This window comes from Streptomyces sp. NPDC045022, from assembly GCF_056432605.1.
On the sequence record NZ_JBWKIR010000007.1, the window covers coordinates 112378 to 133261 of the forward strand.

The 20884-nt window shown below is 71.5% G+C and carries 17 protein-coding genes and 1 pseudogene; 9 read left to right on the forward strand and 9 right to left on the reverse strand.

The features are described from left to right. Positions 1-9: 9 nt before the first annotated feature. Positions 10-483: a DUF2771 domain-containing protein gene (locus tag AC07C1_RS15225; protein ID WP_478939141.1), complete on the reverse strand. Its 474-nt coding sequence runs from the start codon at positions 481-483 to the stop codon at positions 10-12. Between the two features lie 106 nt (positions 484-589). Further along, positions 590-1933, reverse strand: coding sequence for an MFS transporter (locus AC07C1_RS15230; protein WP_478939443.1), 1344 nt, complete (start codon positions 1931-1933; stop codon positions 590-592). Positions 1934-2323: 390 nt separating this feature from the next. Here AC07C1_RS15230 and AC07C1_RS15235 point away from each other — a divergent pair, with 390 nt between their 5' ends. The 3 genes from AC07C1_RS15235 to AC07C1_RS15245 all read left to right on the forward strand — a co-directional run bounded on the left by AC07C1_RS15235 (position 2324) and on the right by AC07C1_RS15245 (position 8379). Continuing rightward, positions 2324-3250, forward strand: coding sequence for a DUF3027 domain-containing protein (locus AC07C1_RS15235; protein ID WP_478939142.1), 927 nt, complete (start codon positions 2324-2326; stop codon positions 3248-3250). Positions 3251-3969: 719 nt separating this feature from the next. After that, entirely contained in the window at positions 3970-7131 is a 3162-nt protein-coding gene (locus AC07C1_RS15240) for a sacsin N-terminal ATP-binding-like domain-containing protein (protein ID WP_478939143.1), read from the forward strand. 417 nt (positions 7132-7548) lie between these two features. Further along, positions 7549-8379, forward strand: coding sequence for a hypothetical protein (locus AC07C1_RS15245; protein WP_478939144.1), 831 nt, complete (start codon positions 7549-7551; stop codon positions 8377-8379). A gap of 69 nt (positions 8380-8448) precedes the next feature. Here the strand turns inward: AC07C1_RS15245 and AC07C1_RS15250 are convergent, their stop codons facing one another. Together AC07C1_RS15250 and AC07C1_RS15255 are read right to left on the reverse strand one after the other, a co-directional pair. Then, on the reverse strand, positions 8449-10845 hold the full coding sequence (locus AC07C1_RS15250) for an HAD-IC family P-type ATPase (protein ID WP_478939145.1): 2397 nt from the start codon (positions 10843-10845) through the stop codon (positions 8449-8451). 94 nt (positions 10846-10939) lie between these two features. Continuing rightward, complete coding sequence (locus AC07C1_RS15255; RefSeq protein WP_478939146.1) at positions 10940-11206, reverse strand: DUF2530 domain-containing protein; 267 nt, start codon at positions 11204-11206, stop codon at positions 10940-10942. A gap of 150 nt (positions 11207-11356) precedes the next feature. Between AC07C1_RS15255 and AC07C1_RS15260 the strand changes: the two genes are divergently transcribed. Next, positions 11357-12808: an NCS2 family permease gene (locus AC07C1_RS15260; protein ID WP_478939147.1), complete on the forward strand. Its 1452-nt coding sequence runs from the start codon at positions 11357-11359 to the stop codon at positions 12806-12808. 19 nt (positions 12809-12827) lie between these two features. Here AC07C1_RS15260 and AC07C1_RS15265 read toward each other — a convergent pair whose 3' ends face one another. Continuing rightward, positions 12828-13010, reverse strand: coding sequence for a ribbon-helix-helix protein, CopG family (locus AC07C1_RS15265; protein WP_478939148.1), 183 nt, complete (start codon positions 13008-13010; stop codon positions 12828-12830). A 154-nt stretch (positions 13011-13164) separates the two neighbouring features. On the opposite strand from AC07C1_RS15265, the gene AC07C1_RS15270 reads away from it, so the two are divergent. Together AC07C1_RS15270 and AC07C1_RS15275 are read left to right on the forward strand one after the other, a co-directional pair. Then, complete coding sequence (locus tag AC07C1_RS15270) at positions 13165-13602, forward strand: MarR family winged helix-turn-helix transcriptional regulator (RefSeq protein WP_478939149.1); 438 nt, start codon at positions 13165-13167, stop codon at positions 13600-13602. Between the two features lie 45 nt (positions 13603-13647). Next, positions 13648-14994 carry an MFS transporter gene (locus AC07C1_RS15275; protein ID WP_478939150.1) on the forward strand — a complete coding sequence of 449 codons (1347 nt, stop codon included), beginning with the start codon at positions 13648-13650 and terminating at the stop codon, positions 14992-14994. 21 nt (positions 14995-15015) lie between these two features. On the opposite strand, the gene AC07C1_RS15280 is transcribed toward AC07C1_RS15275, so the two are convergent. After that, positions 15016-15531, reverse strand: coding sequence for a GNAT family N-acetyltransferase (locus AC07C1_RS15280; RefSeq protein ID WP_478939151.1), 516 nt, complete (start codon positions 15529-15531; stop codon positions 15016-15018). A gap of 39 nt (positions 15532-15570) precedes the next feature. Here AC07C1_RS15280 and thpR point away from each other — a divergent pair, with 39 nt between their 5' ends. Then, complete coding sequence (gene thpR / locus AC07C1_RS15285; RefSeq protein ID WP_478939152.1) at positions 15571-16143, forward strand: RNA 2',3'-cyclic phosphodiesterase; 573 nt, start codon at positions 15571-15573, stop codon at positions 16141-16143. A gap of 219 nt (positions 16144-16362) precedes the next feature. On the opposite strand, the gene AC07C1_RS15290 is transcribed toward thpR, so the two are convergent. Continuing rightward, positions 16363-17355: an aldo/keto reductase gene (locus AC07C1_RS15290; protein WP_478939153.1), complete on the reverse strand. Its 993-nt coding sequence runs from the start codon at positions 17353-17355 to the stop codon at positions 16363-16365. Between the two features lie 130 nt (positions 17356-17485). Here AC07C1_RS15290 and AC07C1_RS15295 point away from each other — a divergent pair, with 130 nt between their 5' ends. Further along, positions 17486-18601 carry a hypothetical protein gene (locus AC07C1_RS15295; protein ID WP_478939154.1) on the forward strand — a complete coding sequence of 372 codons (1116 nt, stop codon included), beginning with the start codon at positions 17486-17488 and terminating at the stop codon, positions 18599-18601. On the opposite strand, the pseudogene AC07C1_RS15300 reads toward AC07C1_RS15295, so the two are convergent. Further along, a pseudogene (locus AC07C1_RS15300) lies at positions 18598-18966 on the reverse strand (Uma2 family endonuclease); the annotation flags it as partial. The gene AC07C1_RS15295 and the pseudogene AC07C1_RS15300 overlap by 4 nt on opposite strands. A gap of 81 nt (positions 18967-19047) precedes the next feature. Beyond that, positions 19048-19731 (reverse strand): GDSL-type esterase/lipase family protein, encoded by a 684-nt coding sequence (locus AC07C1_RS15305; protein WP_478939155.1) that lies wholly within the window; start codon positions 19729-19731, stop codon positions 19048-19050. A gap of 88 nt (positions 19732-19819) precedes the next feature. On the opposite strand from AC07C1_RS15305, the gene AC07C1_RS15310 reads away from it, so the two are divergent. Then, positions 19820-20797: a TolB-like translocation protein gene (locus AC07C1_RS15310; protein ID WP_478939156.1), complete on the forward strand. Its 978-nt coding sequence runs from the start codon at positions 19820-19822 to the stop codon at positions 20795-20797. The last annotated feature ends 87 nt before the right edge of the window (positions 20798-20884 follow it).

Here is a 20884-nt window from a genome sequence, read left to right on the forward strand (position 1 = left end):
GGGCCGTGATCAGGCCTTCTTCAGCTTGAACGACCAGAAGCCCTTGGCGCCCTTCTCACCCATCTGGATGGAGACGGTGTTGCTGCTGCCCTGGGTGCCGTACTGGGCGTTGAAGAACGCACTGCCGGGGATGGTGCGGTAGGTCTTCTTGCTGGCGTCGGTGAACTGGCGGCCGTTCACCAGGATGATCCAGCCGCTGTCCGCGATCTTCGGATCGACACCGAAGCGGACCGTCTCGTCCTGGTCGACCTTGATCGACTCGGCTTCGTTGGCCTTCTCCTGGCACTTCTGCAGGGCCTTGACGTCCAGCTTCTTGCCGTCGTTGTAGCAGAGAGCCTCGGAGTTGACCGAGCTTCGGCCGACGGTGATCGTCGCGACGGGGGTCGGCTTGTCACAGGCAGACAGGACGAGCAGTCCGGCGGAAACGGCGCCGGCGGCGGCGACGGCGCGGCGGCGTCGCACAGCGGATTGCAGCGTGGTCATGGCCGAAGGCTATCGGGCGCCCGGAGCCGTCCGCCCACGCGGGGTGCGGCGTGCCCGGTTCGTTACGCCAGGTGTGCCGGCGGCGGGGGGAACCGTGTCCGGTTCGTTACGCCACCCGTGCCCGGGACCGGCTGCCCTGCCGGGCCGAGGCGAGGAGCCCCTTCAGGGTGGCCAGCCAGCCGACGGCCACGAAGAGGGCGCCCACCAGCAGGCCGACGGCGCCGTTGAGCGGCATCACGATGCCGACCGCCCCGCCGAACACCCAGGCCATCTGCAGCAGCGTCTCCGAGCGCGCGAACGCGGAGGTGCGCACCAGTTCCGGCACGTCCCGCTGGATCAGCGCGTCCAGCGCCAGCTTGGCCAGCGCCTGCGCGAATCCGGCCACCGCGGCGAGGCAGGCCACCAGGAACGCGCTGAAGAACACGGCGGCCACGACCGCCGTCCCGAGCACCACCGCGACGACGGTCACAATGATGATCTCCGGTGCCCGTGACCTCAGCCACGCCCCCACGGCCGTCCCCAGCGCGTTGCCCGCACCGGCCGCCACTCCCACTATCCCCAGCGAGACCGCCGCGCTCTCCCCGGTCAGCGGGTGCTCCCGCAGCAGGAAGGCGAGGAAGAAGATCAGGAAGCCGGACAGGCAGCGCAGGGACGCGTTGGCACCGAGCGCGTGGGTGACGGCGGGCCCCACGGTCCGCAGCCCCGGCCGCTTGGCCTGCTTGCGGTGCGGCCCGTGCAGGTGCTGCTCGTCGGCGGCGAGCAACGCCACGTCCTCGCCCTTGGCCGAGTCCACCTTGGACGGCAGGGAGAACGACAGGAACGTACCCCCCACGAAGATCACGAAGGCGCCGTAGAGCGGCCAGGGGTCACCGACGGCGTGCAGCCCCGCCGCGATCGGCGCGGCGGCCCCGGTGGCCAGCAGCCCGGCCAGGGTGACCCGGGAATTGGCCTTCACCAGCGAGAACCCGGGCGGCAGCAGCCGCGGTACGACGGCACTGCGCACCACCCCGTAGCCCTTGGACGCCACCAGCACGCCCAGCGCGGCCGGATACAGCTCCAGGCTCCCGCTCGCCACGGCCCCCGAGATGATCAGCGCGAGCAGCGCACGGGCCAGCATCGCCCCGGCCATCGCGGCGCGCCGCCCGTGCGGCAGCCGGTCGAGGAGGGGGCCGATGACGGGGGCGAGGACGGTGAAGGGCGCCATGGTGATGGCGAGGTAGAGGGCGACGCGCCCCCGCGCCTCATCGGTCGGCACGGAGAAGAACACCGTGGACGCGAGCGCCACGGTGACCATCACGTCCCCCGCGCCGTTCACCGCCTGCAGTTCGATCAGCTTGCCCAGCCCCGACTCGCCCGCGCCGTGGGCGTGGGTGGCCTTGCGGATGCCTCGTGCCGCACCGGTGACGGGAAGGTTCAGGGCACGGCCGACCGAGCGGACGGCACCACCCACCCGGTTAGCACCGCCGCCACGATCACTCGTCTTGTCCGCGGCTGCCACGACGTTCATAGTGCCCCGAGAACGCGGTTCATAGTGCGCTTACGACGCGTGTGGTGGCGAACCGGGCCGGTGACGCGGCGGTTTCCCGGCCCGCCGGGCCGCGCGGGACCCTCGCCCTCCCGCCCCGGCGAGCCGGGGCGGTGGGTGGAAAACCTGCCGCGTAGCGGCAAAGAATCGCGTTCGGTGTAGCGTGCGTATCTCAGCCATAACGCAGAATGGATGGCAGAGGTGCGCCCGAGCGCGCGGATGCAGACGTCGATGCGGTCCCCAGGTCCGCTCCGTCGGCTAAACCGCCGGAGGCAGCCGCACTCGACGAGACGGCGTAGGAGAGAAGCGATACCTGTGAGCGCAGCGACAACGCGAAGCCGCACCCCCGACCGTCTGTGTGCCGAGGCCGTCGACCTCGCCCGCGCCGCCGCCGAGGAGGCCGCCGCGCCCGGCGTGGTCGGCGAGCACGCCGGCCTGGTGTCGGAGGGCGACCGCGTTGTCACGCACTTCTTCGAGTGCAAGGAGCTGGGCTACCGGGGCTGGCGCTGGGCGGTGACGGTGGCCCGCGCCTCCCGCGCCAAGCTCGTCACGCTCGACGAGGTGGTCCTCCTCCCGGGTCCCGACGCCCTCCTCGCCCCCGAGTGGGTGCCGTGGAGCGAGCGCCTGCGCCCCGGTGACATGGGCCCCGGCGATCTGCTCCCCACCGACCAGGACGACCTGCGCCTGGAGCCGGGCTACACCGGCGAGGACGAGCCGGCGCCGCACTCCGCGGTGTCCGAGGAGATGGCGGAGCTGGCGGAGGCGGAGGACGCCGACGTCACTCCCGGCGCCCCCGCAGTCCAGCCGACGACCCCCACCCGGGGCACGATCGCCGCCGTCGCCGAGGAACTCGGCATGCGGCGCGCCCGGGTCCTGTCCCGCTACGGCCTGCACATCGCGGCGGACCGCTGGGAGGACTCGTTCGGCGCCAAGACCCCGATGGCGCAGGCGGCTCCGGCCACCTGTGCGACCTGCGGCTTCCTCGCCCCGATCGGCGGCTCCCTCGGCCAGGCCTTCGGGGTCTGCGCGAACGAGTTCTCCCCGGCGGACGGCCACGTGGTCTCGCTCGCCTACGGCTGCGGCGGCCACTCGGAGGCGGCGGTCATGCCGAAGCCGCCCCAGCCGGCCCCGCCGGTCATCGACGAGACGAGGGTCGATCCCTTCCCCCTGCGCCCCGCGCGCGACTCGGGCTCGGTCCCGGAGGCGGGCGACGAGGAGACGGCGGAACTCGGTCACTCGTAGTCCCGGGCGGTCTCCGGTCGGCGCTCGCGCGTCCGTGGGGGCGGGCGGCGGCCCGGCGGTCGGCTCATGGGGGGGGGAGGCTACGGGAGCGGCGCAGTGCGTCCCGCCCCCTGCCGCGTGCGCAACTCACCTCCCGCTGCCTCCCGTTCGGATACCCCGGCGGGCCGGGTTCCCGCCGTAGCCGCGGTACGGAAGGCCTCCCCCGGGTGAGGCTCTGTTCCGGGTGCCGGGCCTTCGGATGAGCGGTGGCGATCACCGGGAGCCGCACGCCCACCGATCGGGTGAACGCGGTAGGTGCCCTTGAGGGCGCCTGTTCGTGCCGGGCGGGTGAAGGACTCGGTCCACTCCGGTGCGTCGCCGGGGCGGGCCGTGCCGAGCATCTGCCCGGCGGCCGCGCGCGAGGCTCCGGCGGCCCGCGCGGCATATGCGCGGGCCTCGACGAGTGCCCTGTGCGGCTCTGGCCGGGCGGGGTGTCCGGCCGGTTCGCGCCTGCCCCCGGGAGCCGGGCACGCGGGACGCTCCGCGGCGCCGTCACGGGATACGATCCGCAGGCGGGAGGCACCCCGCCCGGGCGTGAACGCTAGGGTCTCCTCGCAAGAAGCCGGGGGGATACGCACTGCGTGTGCTGGTCTGCTCCGGCTTTGCCGGGCCATCCCTGAGGGAACCCGGATTCCTCCCCGGCTTGACGGCCGGGGCATCCTCCGGGAGGACTGGTGAACGTGAGCAGCAAGTTCGTGCGGCCGGCGGCCGAAGGTGCCGATCCCTTCGGGACGGCCCGGCTGCGCCGCGGTGTCCTCGACGCCTGGGTCACCAGCCCCGCCCGGTTCCGGGAGGACGCCAACGCCGAGGAGGACCTGGTCCTGGGCGGTTACCGGGACCGGCTCGTGGTCGAGCTGGCCCAGAACGCCGCCGACGCCGCCGCCCGTGCGGGAACGCCGGGGCGGCTGCGGCTCACCCTCCGCGACGGCGTGCTGGTCGCCGCGAACACCGGTGCCCCGCTGGACGCGGCCGGTGTCGAGTCGCTGTCGACGCTGCGGGCCTCGGCCAAACGGGACGCCGAGACCACGCACAGTGCCGTCGGCCGGTTCGGTGTCGGGTTCGCCGCCGTGCTCGCCGTCACCGATGAACCCGCCCTCGTCGGGCGGCACGGCGGGGTCCGCTGGTCCCTGGCCGAGGCACGCGAACTGGCCGCCGACACCGCCCGGCACAGCCCCGGTCTCGGCGACGAGATCCGCCGGCGGGACGGCCATGTGCCGCTGCTCCGGCTGCCGTTCGCCGCCGAGGGCACCGCCCCGGATCCGTACGACACCGTCGTCATCCTGCCGCTGCGGGACGCCGCCGCGACCGACCTCGCCGAGCGGCTGCTCAACGCCGTGGACGACGCTCTGCTCCTCGCCCTCCCGGGACTGGAGGAGGTCGTCGTCGAGGTCGACGGCGAAGCGCCGCGCACCCTTCGGCGCCGGACCGAGGGCGCCGTCACCGTCGTGGCGGACTCGCGGGACGGCACCACCCGGTGGCGCACCGCCTCCGCACACGGGCCGCTCACGCCCGACCTGCTCGCCGGCCGGCCGGTGGAGGAGCGCCTGCGCCCGCACTGGTCGGTGACCTGGGCCGTACCGGAGGACGAGGGCGGGCGCCCGGTGCGGCCCCGCACCACCCCTGTCGTGCACGCGCCGACCCCCAGCGACGAGCCCCTCGGCGTCCCCGCCCTCCTCATCGCCTCGTTCCCCCTCGACACCACCCGCCGGCACGCGGCGCCCGGACCGCTCACCGACTTCCTGGTGCAGCGCGCGGCCGACACGTACGCCGACCTGCTCGCCCACTGGCGTCCGGTGACGGACGGGGTCGTCGACCTCGTGCCCGGGCCGCTCGGGAAGGGCGAGCTGGACGGGGCCCTGCGGCAGGCCGTCCTGGACCGGCTGCCGCGTACCGCGTTCCTGCCGCCGGCCGTCGAGACCAAGGCGGAGGACGAGCTGCCGGAGGCACTGCGGCCCAGGGACGCGGAGGTCGTGGAGGGCGCCGGGGCGGAGACCGTGCGGGTGCTCGCCGAGGTGCTGCCCACCCTCCTGCCCGCCGGTCTCGAGCGGCGGGTCGAGCTGCGCACCCTCGGCGTCGCCCGGTTGCCGCTCGCGGATGCCATCGACCGGCTCGCCGGTCTGGAGAAGGAGCCCGGCTGGTGGTGGCGGCTCTACGACAGCCTCGCCGGGGTCGACCCGGAACGGCTGTCGGGGTTGCCGGTGCCGCTGGCCGGGGGGAGCTCACGGGCGTTCGGCACCGGCGGCGGGCGGACCACCATCGGGCCCCGGCAGGTGCTGCTGCCCACGCCGGACGGTGCCCGCATCGACCCGGACGTCCTCGGGCGGCTCGGACTGAAGGTCGTCCACGAGGACGCCGCGCACCCGCTGCTGGAGAAGCTGGGCGCGCTGCCCGCGACCCCGCGCGCGGTGCTGACCACCCCGCAGGTGCGGGCCGCCGTGGCCGCCTCCCTGGACGAAGGGGGCGGGATCGGCTGGGAGGAGGACGCGCCGGACGCCGAGGAGCTGGCCGACACCGTGCTCGGGCTGGTGCGGGACGCGGGTCTCGAACCCGGGGACGAGCCGTGGCTGGGTGCCCTCGCCCTGCCCGACGAGGACGGGGAGCCGGCCCCGGCGGGTGAGCTCGTCCTGCCGGGCAGCCCCTTCGCGCGGGTGATCCGCCAGGACGAACTGGCCGCCGTGGACGCCGACCTGGCCGAGAGGTGGGGCGAGCAGCCGCTGACCGCCTGCGGGGTGCTCGCCGACTTCGCGCTGGTCCGCGCCACCGACGTCGTCCTCGATCCGGACGAACTCGAGCCCAGGGAGGGCGACTTCGCCGAGCCGGACGACGCGGGGCTGCTGGACGCCGTGGACGTGTGGTGCGAGGACATCCTGGACCGGTTCCCGGACGGCCCGGTGCCCCCGGTGGCCACCGAACTCGTCGCCGTCCGCGACCTCGACCTGGTGGACGACGAGCACTGGCCCGAGGCCCTCGCGCTGCTCGCGCGGCCGCCGCTGCGGGATGCCCTCACCCAGCCCGTGCGCATCCTGCTGCACGACGGCACGCACGAGGTCGTACGGCCGTACACCGCGTGGTGGCTGCGCGGCCACCCGGTCCTCGACGGCCGTCGTCCCGCCGGTCTCCTCACGGCCGGTGGCGACCCGCTGCTGCGCGGGCTGTACGACGAGGCCGACGCCACCGGGTTCGAGGACGAGCAGGTGCTGCGGGCGCTCGGGGTGCGGACCTCCGTCACCGCCCTGCTGGACGAGCCCGGCGGCGCCGCCGAGCTGCTGGACCGGCTCGCCGACCCGGAGCGGCGCGTCACGTCGGCCCAACTGCACGGCCTGTACAGCGCGTTGGCCGAGCTGGACCCGGAGCAGGTGACCCTGCCGGACGAGTTGCGCGCCGTGGTCGACGGACGGGTGGAGGTCGTGGACGCCGCCGACGCGGTCGTGGTCGACTCGCCCGATCTGCTGCCGTTCACCGCCGGGGTGGCACTGCTGCCGGTCCGGCCGTCCCGGGCCGCCGAGCTGGCCGAGCTGTTCCAGGTGCGGCGGCTCAGCGAATCCGTCACCGGCGACGTGCACTCCGAGGGCACCGAGCACGACGTACCGGACTCGGTGCGCGTGCTGCTCGGGCCGCTTACCCCCGAGACGTATGTCGAGCATGACGAACTGGTCGTGGACGGCGTCGAGATCGACTGGCGGCTGACCGACGACGGTGTGCTGCACGCCGCCACGCTGGAAGGAGTCGCGGCGGGTCTGGCCTGGGCGGCGCGGCAGTGGCCCCGCCGCTTCGAGGTGGCCGCCCTGCTGGAGGACCCGTCCCGGACGGAGGAGCTGGCACGGGACCGGTGGTTCGACTGAGGGCGACCGAATCTCCTGGGGTCCCTGTGTGCCGTGTCTGACCGGCAGGAGTCAGGGCGACACCAAGAACACCGAGGTGGTCGTGGACAGGCTTCTCCTTCCGGCACGCCGCCGAGCTGACCACCCACGCCGCGCCCGAGCCGGTGATGAAGCGCAAGACGCTCACCATCACCGGCGCGCTGACCGAGGTCCGGTGACCGGCACCTCCGGGGCCTCGGCGGCGCGTGCCGCTTCCGAGGCCGGAACGTTTCCTCTCACTTGCGTCACGGAACCGCCTCACCTGCGCAATGGAACGGCAATCCAGTCCTAAAATATGGCCGGGATCGGATCTTGCCGTACAACCAATCCCCTGTCTCGCGGATCTGATCGCGCGAGTCAACCGACTCTCCGATCACTTCTCCCTCCAGGGGAACGCACATGCGCATACGTGCCACCGTGGCCGCCGTCTCCGGCGCCCTGGCTCTCTCCGCCTTCGCCGTCCCGGCCGCGCACGCCACCGGGTCCAGCGGCACGCCGTACACGATGGACGTCAGCTTCTCCAACCTCAAGATCGCCTCGGCGATCAAGGTCGGCACCACCAACAAGGTCAGCACCACGTACAGCTTCACGCTGACCCACGGCTCGGACGTCGACGTCACCGCGTCCGACTTCTACAGCGACGCCTACCTCTACCGCGGCTCCTTCGACGCCCCGAGCAAGACGCTCGAAGGCGACAACCCCGCCACCTGCAAGGTCGTCACGTCGACCACCGCCACCTGCACCGGCACCGTCGACTTCTACCCGGGCGAGGGCGAGCTGGCGAACACCGACGCCGGAAGCTGGTCGGTCGCCGCCGAGGCCATCGCCTTCAACGGCCAGGACCAGCAGAACCCCGACATGAGCAAGGTCGGCTTCAAGGACCAGGGCGGCATGGCCACCACCCTGCTGCAGCGCTACTCCAAGCTGACCGCCAACGCGGGCCCGGAGCCGGTCGCCAAGGGCAAGACCCTCACCACCACGGGCAAGCTGACCCGCGCCAACTGGGACGACGGCCTCTACCACGGCTACACCAGCCAGCCGGTCAAGGTTCAGTTCTACAAGGCGGGCGGGACCGGGTACACCACCCTCCAGACCGTCAACTCCGACTCGTCCGGCAATGTGAAGGGCACCGCCACCGCCCAGTACGACGGTTACTGGCGCCTCAGCTTCGCGGGCACCTCGACCACCCCGGCGGTCACGTCCACGGCCGACTACGTCGACGTGCAGTGAGCCGGCGCCGCACCAGGCAACGTTCGCCCCGTCCAGGGGCAAACGTTGCCTGCCGCGGCACCAGCGCCGTCAAACCGGCGCGCGGCGGTCGACCCACTTCCACAGGAACTCCAGGGCGGCCGCCGCCACCACGGCCACTCCCACCGCCGTCCACGGCATCGTGACGCCGACCAGCTTGAGCGCGAAGAAGCTCTGCAGCGCCGGTACCGCGAGGACGAGCACGAACGCGACGCCCATCGCGGCCACCAGAGTCACCCGCCACCAGGTGTAGGGGCGGGCGATGATCACCAGGATCCACAGGGACACCAGGAACAGCGTCAGGGTGGCCGCGCTGGTCTCCGCGTCCAGGGAGCCGGGGCCGGTGTAGTGATGGCGGGCGATCAGGTACATCACGAAGGTCGCCGCGCCCGCCACCACTCCGCCGGGGATCGAGTACCGCATCACCCGGCGCACGAAGTGGGGTCTGGCCCGCTCCTTGTTGGGGGCCAGCGCCAGGAAGAAGGCCGGGACGCCGATGGTGAGGGTGGACAGCAGGGTCAGGTGCCGGGGCAGGAAGGGGTACTCGACCTGCCAGCACACCACCAGCACCGCCAGCAGCACCGAGTAGACGGTCTTCACCAGGAACAGCGTCGCCACCCGCGTGATGTTGCCGATCACCCGGCGGCCCTCGCCCACCACCGACGGCAGACTCGCGAAGCTGTTGTCCAGCAGGACGATCTGCGCCACCGCGCGGGTCGCCTCCGAGCCGGAGCCCATCGCCACGCCGATGTCGGCGTCCTTGAGCGCGAGCACGTCGTTCACGCCGTCGCCGGTCATCGCGACCGTGTGCCCGTGCAACTGCAGCGCGCCGACCATGTCCCGCTTCTGCCGCGGAGTGACCCGCCCGAACACCGCCCCCGCGTCGAGCGCCTGCGCCATCCCGGCCGGCTCGGCGGGCAGCCGCCGCGCGTCCACCGCCGTACCGTCCAGGCCCAGCTTGGCGGCGACCGCGCCGACCGACACCGCGTTGTCGCCGGAGATCACCTTCGCGCGGACGTCCTGGTCCGCGAAGTAGCGCAGGGTGTCGGACGCGTCGGGCCGCAGCCGCTGCTCCAGGACGACGAGGGCGGTGGGGCGTGCGCCCCGGGCCGGCTGGGGGTCGTCCAGATCGCGGTGGGTCCGGGCCAGCAGCAGGACCCGTAGACCCTGCTCGTTGAGGCGCTCGGTTTCGGCCAGGGCCCGGTCGTCGGCGGCGAGGAGGACGTCGGGGGCGCCCAGCAGCCAGGTGCTGGTCTCGCCGTCGCCCTCGCTGAACGCGGCCCCGCTGTAGCGGCGGGCGGAGGAGAAGGGGAGCGACTGCACGCAGCGCCAGTCCTCGCTGTCGGGGTAGGCGTCGATGATCGCCCGCAGGGAGGCGTTGGGGCGCGGGTCGGACTCGCCGAGGGCGCCGAGCACCTGGCATACGTAGCTCTCGTCGGCCCCGTTCAACGGCCGCAGCTCGGTGACGTCCATGCCGCCCTCGGTGAGGGTGCCGGTCTTGTCCAGGCAGACGGTGTCGACGCGGGCCAGCCCCTCGATGGCCGGCAGCTCCTGAACGAGGCACTGCTTGCGGCCCAGCCGGATGACCCCTATGGCGAAGGCGACGGAGGTGAGGAGCACCAGCCCCTCCGGGACCATCGGGACGATTCCGCCGACCGTACGGGCCACGGCGTCCTTCAGCCCGTTGTTCTTCACCACGAGCTGGGTGACGACCAGGCCGGTCGCGGCCGGGATCATCATCCAGGTGACGTACTTGAGGATCGTGGAGATGCCCGTGCGCAGTTCGGAGTGGACGAGGGTGAAGCGGGAGGCCTCCTCGGCGAGCTGGGCCGCGTAGGCCTCGCGGCCGACCTTGGTGGCCGTGAAGGCGCCACCGCCCGCGACCACGAAGCTGCCGGACAGCACCGGGTCGCCGGGGCGTTTGACCACCGGGTCGGCCTCACCGGTGAGCAGCGACTCGTCGATCTCCAGACCCTCGGCCTCCGCACACACCCCGTCGACGACGATCTTGTCGCCGGGACCGATCTCCATGAGGTCGTCGAGGACGATCTCGCTGGTGGAGACCTCCGTCGCGAACCCGTCCCGCCGTACCGTCGGCCGGGCCTCCCCGATCACCGCGAGCGAGTCGAGAGTCTGCTTGGCGCGCCACTCCTGCACGATGCCGATGCCGGTGTTGGCGAGGATCACGAAGCCGAAGAGGCTGTCCTGGATCGGCGCGACGAACAGCATGACCAGCCAGAGGACCCCGATGATCGCGTTGAACCGGGTGAAGACGTTCGCGCGGACGATCTCGCCCAGCGACCGGCTGCTGCGCGCCGGTACGTCGTTGACCTGCCCGCGTGAACGCCGCTCCGCCACTTCGGCGCCGGTCAGCCCCGCCGGCCGGCTCGCGGGCAGGGCCACGGGGTGCACGGGGTCCAGCTCGGCACCCGCGTCGATGTGGGTCATGCATTCGACGGTACGTGCGGATCTGCCCGTGCACCTGCCGAGCAGAGCCGATCTCCGACCTGGGGAGGAGCCAAGTCCTGCGCTGGTTGTACGGCTACTTCGCCGACGCCGTCCCCGGCACCGCGTCCCGCTTGATCGCCGCGTCCCTCCTGCGCACGTACCAGATGCCGATCAGTCCCAGTCCGCCTCCGGCCAGGCAGGTCCACAGCCACCACAGATGACCGTGGTCGTCGAACCAGCCGTAGAAGGGCAGCTGGACGAGGAAGAGGACGAACCACACGATCGTGCCGCCGGTGATGGTGGCGACCACGGGGCCCTCCAGGGGCTCCGGCGCCTCGTGCTCGGGGGTCCACTTAGCCATGCGCACAGCTTAAGCGCCGAGGGCGTCTACGCGCGGAGATAGCGATCTCTCGCTCATACGTTCATACTGAAACCGTTTGTCGTTGACCACTTTCGCTCGTATGAAACTCCAACGAGGCTCGGGGGAACCCCGTTGGTGATGAGGTCTCGCATGTCCACCTCGGCCCCTGCCAAGGTCCCCAGCCCCGAAAAGCCGGGCGGTGCGCCCGCCTACGGCGCCCTCGACCGCTATTTCAAGATCTCCGAGCGCGGCAGCTCCCTCGCCCGTGAGGTTCGCGGCGGGTTCGCGACCTTCTTCGCGATGGCCTACATCATCGTGCTGAACCCGATCATCCTGGGCAGCGCGAAGGACATGTACGGGCACCACCTGGACAACGGCCAGCTGGTGACGGCGACGGCGCTGACGGCCGCGTTCTCCACGCTGCTGATGGGTGTCATCGGCAACGTGCCGATCGCGCTCGCCGCCGGCCTCGGCGTCAACTCCGTCGTCGCGCTCCAGCTGGCCCCCCGGATGAGCTGGCCGGACGCCATGGGCATGGTCGTGCTGGCCGGATTCGTGGTGATGCTGCTGGTCGCCACGGGGCTGCGCGAGCGCGTGATGAACGCCGTGCCGTTCGGCCTGCGCAAGGCGATCGCGATCGGTATCGGCCTGTTCATCATGCTGATCGGCCTGGTCGACTCCGGGTTCGTCACCCGTATGCCGGACGCGGCCCAGACCACCGTCCCGCTCCAGCTCGGCGTGGGCGGGCACCTCAACGGCTGGCCGGTGCTGGTCTTCATCCTGGGCGCGCTGCTCACCTTCGCGCTGATCGTCCGCAAGGTGCCGGGCGCCATCCTGATCTCGATCGTCGGCATGACCGTCCTCGCGGTGATCATCAACGCGGTCGCCACCATCCCGTCCTGGGGCCTGACGGTCCCGAAGTGGCCGGGCAACCCGCTGGCCACGCCGGACTTCGGCCTGGTCGGCCAGGTCAGCCTCTTCGGCGGGTTCTCCAAGGTCGGCGTGCTGACCGGCATCCTCTTCGTCTTCACGGTCCTGCTGTCGTGCTTCTTCGACGCCATGGGCACGATCATGGGCATCGGTGACGAGGCCAAGCTGACCGACGCCCAGGGCTACATGCCGGGCATCAACAAGGTGCTCTTCGTCGACGGCCTCGCGGTCGCGGCGGGCGGCGCCAGCTCCTCCTCGGCCACCACCGCGTTCGTGGAGTCCACGGCGGGCGTCGGCGAGGGTGCCCGTACCGGCCTCGCGAACGTCGTCACCGGCGGCCTCTTCACGGCGGCGCTCTTCCTCACCCCCGTCGCCACGATGGTCCCGTCCCAGGCGGCCACCCCGGCGCTGATCGCGGTCGGCTTCCTGATCCTGTCGAACTCCATCAAGGAGATCGACTGGGCGGACTACACGATCGCGATCCCCGCCTTCGTGACGATGCTGATGATGCCGTTCACCTACTCGATCACCAACGGCATCGGCATGGGCTTCATCACCTTCACGGTGCTGCGGCTGGCCGCCGGGCGGCCCCGGGAGATCCCGGTCGCGATGTACGTCGTCTCGGCGGTCTTCGCCTTCTACTACCTGATGCCGGCGCTGGGCCTGACCTGAGCCGTCCTCCTCCGCGGTGTCAGGTGACGCCGTAGAACCTCTCCGTCTCATCGACGGCGGTCTGGAACCGCTCGTCGAAGTCGTCCCGGATGAGCGTGCGGACCACATAGTCCTGCACGCTCATTCCTCTTTTCGCCGCATGGTGCCGGAGCCGTTCGAGCAGCTCCCCGTCCATCCGCAGGCTGAGCACGCTGGTCCCCATGCGTACGAGGGTCGCCACAGTCGGCCGTCCGATGCGTCATTTTCCGCAACCGGCTCACTCGTACGGGTGATCAAAGCGCTCAGTGGCCGGCGTCACGCCCCTCGCGTGCATGCCGGGTGGTCTTTAGCGAGAGTAATGAGTTACGCTAAAGAACATGCCGGACCTTACCCATGGCGACGACGCTGCCGCCGTGAACGCTCTCCGCTCCGCCGTGATGCGGCTGTCCCGTCGGCTCAAGCACCAGCGGGTCGACGAGTCGCTGAGCCCCACCGAGATGTCGGTGCTCGGCACCCTGGCCCGCTGTGGCACCGCCACCCCGGGCGAACTGGCCCGCAAGGAGCACGTCCAGCCGCCGTCGATGACCCGCATCGTCGCGCTGCTCGAAGCCAAGGGGCTGGTCCGGCTGGAGCCGCACCCGGACGACCGGCGGCAGAAGGTCGTCACCCAGACGGAGCAGGCCGAGGCCATGCTCGAGGAGAGCCGCCGCAAGCGCAACGCGTTCCTGGCGGGCCTCGTCGAGGGCCTCGACGAGGACGAGTGGGCCAAACTGAGCGCCGCCGCCCCCGTGCTGGAGAAGCTCGCACACCTGTAAGCACACCACCGGCGAACGACCGGAACAAAGAGGAGGCGAACTCTTTTGAGTACGGGATCCGGAGCACCTTCCGCCCCCGCACCGACCGCCACTACTACCCCCGTTTCCCGCAAGTTCTCGATGTTCAGCTCGCTGCGGATCCGGAACTACCGCCTCTTCTTCCTCGGTCAGGTCGTCTCCAACACCGGCACCTGGATGCAGCGCATCGCCCAGGACTGGCTGGTGCTCAGCCTCACCGGCTCCTCCGCGGCCGTCGGCATCACGACGGCCCTGCAGTTCCTGCCGATGCTCCTGTTCGGCCTCTACGGCGGCGTCCTGGTCGACCGCCTGCCCAAGCGGCCCACCCTGCTGGTCACCCAGGCGTCGATGGCCCTCACGGGGCTCGTGCTCGCCTTGCTGACCCTCTCCGGTCACGTCCAGGTCTGGCACGTCTACGTCGCCGCCTTCGCCGTCGGCCTCGCCACGGTCCTCGACAACCCGGCCCGGCAGTCCTTCGTCTCCGAGATGGTCGGCCCCGAGCAACTGCAGAACGCGGTCAGCCTGAACTCCGCGAACTTCCAGTCGGCCCGCCTGGTCGGCCCCGCCGTCGCCGGTCTCATGATCACCGGAGTGGGCACCGGCTGGGCGTTCCTCGCCAACGGCCTGTCGTTCGCCGCGCCCATCGCCGGCCTGCTGCTGATGCGGGCCCGCGAACTGCACGTGGTCGAGCGCGCGCCGCGCGGCAAGGGCCAGCTGCGGGAGGGCCTGGACTATGTGGCGACGAGGCCGGAGCTGATCTGGCCGATCGTCCTCGTCGGCTTCATCGGCACCTTCGGCTTCAACTTCCCGGTGTGGCTCTCGGTCTACGCGGACGACGTCTTCCACTCCGGAGCCGGCTCCTACAGCCTCTTCAACACCCTGATGGCCGTCGGCTCCCTGGTCGGCGCCCTGCTGGCCGCCCGGCGCGGCACGGCCCGCCTGCGGGTCCTGATCGCCGCCGCGCTGGCCTTCGGCACGCTGGAGACGGTGGCCGCGGTGGCGCCGTCGTACTGGCTGTTCGCACTGCTCATGGTGCCGATCGGCGCCTTCGGCCTCACGGTGAACGTCACCGCGAACACGGCCGTGCAGATGGCCACCGACCCGGCCATGCGCGGCCGGGTGATGGCCCTGTTCATGATGGTGTTCATGGGCGGTACGCCGCTGGGCGCACCGGTGGTCGGCTGGATCACCGACACCTACGGCGCCCGGGTCGGCTTCGCCCTCGGCGGCGTCATCTCGGCCGTCGCCGCGGCCGCCGTCGGCCTGGTCCTCGCCCGCATCGGCGGCCTGCGCCTGGCCGTGGGCTGGCACCGCGGCCATCCGCAGGTCCGCTTCGTGCCGAGGGACCGGGAACAGCTGGCGACGGCTGCGTGATCCCTGCGCCCGGAGGGTCCGCTACAGGACCCTCCGGGCCAGCACCTGCCCCGGCCACTTGTCCTCGCCCACGGTGAACGGCTCGGTCCGGATGAAACCGTTGCGCTCGTAGTAGGCGACCAGTTTGCCGTCGTCACCCGCGTAGCAGTCCACACGCAGCAGCGAGATCCCCGACTGCCGGGTCACCTGGGCCGCGTGGGCGAGCAGCGCGGCACCGGCGCCCCGGCCCTTGAAACGGCGGTCGGTGGCGAACAGATGGATGTACCGCTCGGGTTCGTCGGCCGGCTCCAGATAGGAGCCGGGGCCCTTGCCGAGGGTGAGCGTGGCCGCCGGAGCGCCGTCTATCTCGGCGAAGTAGGGCGTGCCCGCGGCGGCGAGTCGCTGCACCAGCTCCACGGTCCGGGGACTTCCCGACCAGGATTCGGTCCCCCACTGCCCGGTACGGCCCTGTGAGACCAGCCACTCCACGGCGCTGTCGAGCATGCCGAGGATCAGGGGAGCGTCGTCGGGGCCGCCTTCGCGGATGGTGATCGTCATGGGCCCATCATGCCCACGCCCGTCTGGGAAGGTGAAGGCATGAGACTCTTCGCCGCGGTGCTCCCTCCGGAGCAGGCCGTCCAGGAACTCGCCGTCGAGGTAGCCGAGTTGAAGAGGCTGCCGGGCGCGGAGCGGTTGCGCTGGACCAACCGCCCGGGCTGGCACTTCACCCTCGCCTTCTACGGCGAGGTGGCCGACGATCTCGTACCGGACCTGTCGGACCGCCTGGCACGCGCGGCCCGCCGCACCGCGCCCCTCACCCTGGCCCTGTCCGGCGGCGGCCAGTTCGGGCACGGCAAGGCCCTGTGGACGGGGGTCTCGGGAGAGACCGACGCGCTGAGGCTGCTGGCCGACCGGGCGGAGTCGGCGGCGAGGAAGGCCGGGGTGCCCATGGGGGAGCACCGGCGGTACAAGGCCCATCTGACGGTGGCGCGGAGCCGGGACCCGTTCGACGTACGGCCGTATGTCGATCTGCTGCACGGATTCGCCGGCATGACCTGGACGGTGAGCGAGCTGACGCTGGTGCGCAGCGATCTGCCGCGGTCCGGCGTGCCGGGCGAGCAGCCCCGGTACGAGGCGGTCGCCCGCTGGGCACTGGGCGGGGCCGGTTAGTCTCGAATACGTGGACCCGAAGACCCGAAACCGGATCATGGCCGGTGCGCTCGTACTGATGTTCGTCCTGGTCGCCGTGGCGGCGGCCGTCAGGTAGTTCCCGGCCGGGGTGGGGAACTGCGGCCCATTCGCCGGCTGTGAGCCCGTCGTGGCTGGTCGCGCAGTTCCCCGGCTCCCGTCGGGGCGGTGCCTCTCATGGAGCTGCCGGGAGAAGCGGCACTACCAGGCGAAGGCCTCGGGGGACGGACCCGGGCCCGGGAAGATCTCGTCGAGACCGGACAGCAGCTCCTCGCTCAGCTCCAGCTCCACCGCCCTCAGGGCCGACTCCAGCTGCTCGCCGGTGCGCGGGCCGACGATCGGGCCGGTCACGCCGGGCCGGGTCAGCAGCCACGCCAGAGCGGCCTCGCCGGGCTCCAGGCCGTGCTTGTCGAGCAGGTCCTCGTAGGACTGGATCCGCCCGCGGGTGGCGGGGTCGGCGAGGGCGTCGGCGGCCCGCCCGGAGGCACGGCGACCGCCCTTCACCTGCTTCTTGATCACACCGCCGAGCACGCCTCCGTGCAGCGGCGACCAGGGGATCACGCCGAGACCGTAGTCCTGCGCGGCCGGGATGACCTCCATCTCGGCGCGGCGCTCGGCGAGGTTGTACAGGCACTGCTCGCTGACGAGGCCGATGGTGCCGCCGCGACGGGCCGCGATCTCGTTGGCCTGGGCGATCTTGTAACCGGGGAAGTTGGAGGACCCGACGTGCAGGATCTTGCCCTGCTGGACGAGGACGTCGATCGCCTGCCAGATCTCCTCGAAGGGAGTGTTCCGGTCGATGTGGTGGAACTGGTAGAGGTCGATGTAGTCGGTCCGCAGCCGCTTCAGGCTGGCGTCCACGGCCCGCCGGATGTTCAGCGCGGAGAGCTTGTCGTGGTTGGGCCAGGCCTCGCCGTCGGCGCCCATGTTGCCGTAGACCTTGGTGGCGAGGACGACCTTGTCGCGCCGCTCGCCGCCCTTGGCGAACCAGTTCCCGATGATCGACTCGGTCCGCCCCTTGTTCTCACCCCAGCCGTACACGTTGGCGGTGTCGAAGAAGTTGATGCCGGCGTCCAGCGCCGCGTCCATGATCGCGTGGCTGTCGGCCTCGTCGGTCTGGGGCCCGAAGTTCATCGTCCCGAGGACGAGCCGACTGACCTTGAGTCCCGTGCGTCCAAGCTGCGTGTACTTCATGGTCCCCCAGCCAACGGCTTGGAGTGCGCTCTAGGCAAGCGATTACTGGAAGGCACGCGTGAGCGGCGGCCCCGTTGTCAGAGGCGTGTCGTAGGGTTCGCGGAGCTTTCACCACCCTGGGGAGAATCGCGTGCCCGCTCGTGCCCGGCTCTGTGCCACCGTCGCCGCCCTCCTGCCCTCGTCGGAGGCGGACTTCCCGGAGGTGCTGGGCCTGCCGGGCCGGCGGCTGCTCGCCCAGCGCGGTGACGACGCGCTCGTGGTCCAGGCGCTGGACGACGCCTTCGTACCGTCGGGGGAGAGCGCGCGAGTGCCCGCGCCCTGGCCCCGGCGGCGCGGGACGTGGGCGGTGGCACCGGACGCGAGTCTGGTCGTCTTCGCGGGGGTGCACGCGGTGCGCGCGGTGGAGCCGTCGGGGGCGACGCGCTGGGAGGTCCGGCACGGCTGCTGGTACGGCGCCTGCCCGGACCTGCACGAGTCCTACGACGAGTACGCCGACAGCGAGGACCACCGCTACCCGGAGGGCGGCTCGGCCGGCTTCTCGGTGGACGGGAAGTTCGTCTGGGCGCATGTGCGCGGACCCTTGGCCGCCGTGGGGGAGTTGGGCCCGGACGTGGCCGACGAGTGGTTGTTGCTGGACTCCGGGGACGGGCGGGTGCTCGGGCGGGCCGACGCCGAAGCCGCGGCGGCGGGCAGCTTCCATCTGCCACACCCGACGGATCCGCGGCAGATGGGGCTGAGCATCGGGGAGGGGCAGGACGGGGCGCCGTTGCGCTGGGGGCGCTGGGACGGGCGGACCCTGGCCGTCACGTGTCTCGAGGGCGACCTCACGCTGATGAGCGTCGGTCCGTCGGGCGAGCGGCTGATGACCGTGACCCACGAACAGGACACGCTGGCCGTCCGCGACACCGGCGGCGCGGTCCTCGAGGGGCTGGAGTGGGACGCCGGGACCGCCGTGCCCCGGCATCCCGACGCCGAACCCGAGAACGACGAGGCGCTTCCCTACTGGGACTGGGCAGGCGGCTTCATCGACGAGACGACCCTGATCGGCTCGACCGTCGAGAGTGACGAGGAGTGGGGCGAGGGACGTCACTGGCTCATCGACACCTCCGGCCCCCGCACGCCCGTCGAGGTCGTCTACCCGGTCCCGGTCGGCACCCGGTTCCCCGCCGCCCTGGGCGACGGCACCTGGGTCACCCCGTCGGAGTCGGGCGAGGCCCTGTACGTGTGGGGGATCGACAGACCCTAGTCGCGGGGGAACTCGTCCGTCTTGAGAGTGAGACCCACGACCGTGTCGGTGAGGTCCAGGTCGCTGCCGAAGGGAACCGTGGTCTCGATCTCGTAGTCGTTCTCTTTGGGCTGGGTGTAGAGGTGGCACCGGCGCTGGTAGGGGTCGGCGATGACGTAGACGGGGACCTCGGCCTTTGCGTAGGCGGCCTTCTTGGGGCCGTAGTCGTTGGTCGCGGTGCCCTTGGAGATGACCTCGGCGACGAACTCGACGTCCTGGTAACGCCAGTGGCCGGCGTCCGTCTTCTCCGCGCCCTCGGCCACCACCGTGACGTCGGTGGCGAAGCCGTTGAGGTGGCCCGGGTAGTCGATCCGGACATCGTGGCGCTCCTCCCCGGCCGCTCCGTCGACGAGTGCGGCCGCGCGGTTCAACGACACGCGGGGTGACCGGGAGACGCCGGAATCTGGTCAGCCTGTTCCGGCCGCGTACGGCTGCCCGACCCCCCACGCCTCCCACATCGCCTTCGCGAACGCCCCCGCGATCCGGTGCTCACCGCGCGCGTTGGGATGCGTGCCGTCGTACGTGTCGGTGTGGATGTCGTACGGCTCCGGCGGCGAGGCGAGCAGGAGCGGGGAGCGGGGCTCGTCCAGGTCGGCCACCGTCTTGGCGAGCAGGACGTTGAAGTGGTCCACCTGGGTGGCGAAGGCGGCGTCCGCCGTGGCCCGGATGTTCGGGATCACCGGCAGCAGCACCATGCGGATGCGCGGCTCGGCCTCACGGGCGGCGGTGATGAAGGCCCGTACGTTCTGCGTCGTCTGCTCGGCGTTCGTGTAGAAGCCCAGGTCGATCAGGCCCAGGGAGACCAGGAGGACGTCGGCGCGGTGGGACCGCGTCGCTTCGCCGATCAACGGGGCCATGTGCAGCCAGCCCTCGCCCCACCCCGCCAGGTGGGCGCGGGGGAAGTCGGGTTCGGCGTAGGCGAGGGACGTCGCGGCGTCGGCCGCCTTGTCGTACAGCTTCTCGCGCGGGCCGACGAAGGTGAAGGGACCGCCGTACGTCTCGCACAGGTGTCGCCACAGCCGGTGACGCCAGGTGTGTTCGCCCGCGCTCCCGATCGTCATGGAGTCACCTACGGGCATGAACCTGAGCATCCGCTCATGATGGACGATCACCGGCATCCACGGGGTGTGAGGCCCACCACGTCCCGCGAACCACCGGCGGTGATGGCAGGCTTGGTCCATGCGTCGATCTTTCGCCGTTCTCGCCGGGGTGCTGCTCGCCGGTGCCTGTGCGCTGCCCGCCTCCGCCGCCGACGGTGACGGTGACGGCGACCAGGGGTTCGTCATCAAGGACCCCCGGATAACCGAGTCCAGCGGACTCGCTGCCTCCCACCTCCATCCCGGTGTCTACTGGACGCACAACGACAGTGACGACGGGCCGTACCTCTACGCCGTGGACAGCCGGACCGGGAAGACCGTCGCCCGGCTGACCCTGCGTGGCATCGGGGCCCCGCGCGATGTCGAGGCCATCTCGATCGGGCCGCACAACGAGATCTACGTCGGTGACATCGGCGACAACTTCGACGGCAGGTGGCCGTACGTGTGGATCTACCGGTTGCCCGAGCCGAAGGTGCTGAAGGACGCGACGGTCACGGCCACGCAGTACGTCGTGAAGTACCAGAACGGTCCGCGGGACGCCGAGTCGCTGGTCGTCCACCCGAAGACCGGGCGCGTCTACATCGTCGACAAGAAGGAGGAGGGCGGCCACCTGTACGAGGGCCCGGCCACCCTCTCCACCTCCGGCGCCAACATCTTCAAGCCGATCGCCGCGGTGGATCTCTGGGCCACCGACGCCGCGTTCTCCCCGGACGGACAGCAGCTCGCCGTGCGCGGCTATTTCGGCGGGATCTACTACGACTGGAACGGCGGCCGGATCCAGCGCAAGGGCAGCCTGGACGTGCCGTTGCAGGGCCAGGGCGAGTCGCTGTCGTACTCCGCCGACGGGGCGAAGCTGATGTACGGCAGCGAGGGCGCGGGCAGTGCCGTACAGGCGGAGGCCGCACCGGACAGGCCGGCCGCCGACTCGCCTTCGGGGCAGGGGGGTTCCGGCTCGATCGGCGACAAGGTGGGCGGCACGGGGCTCAAGGTCGGCGCCGTCGTGCTCGCCGCCGGCGCGGCCGCCCTCTTCGGGTTGCGGCGGCTGCGGCGCCGGGGTTGAGGGACCCGGTGGGCGGTCGTACCAAGGCGTGCCGCGAGGCTTGACGTGCTCATGGTGTCCGAGTTCGCTGGGGAGTGCGCGGCATAT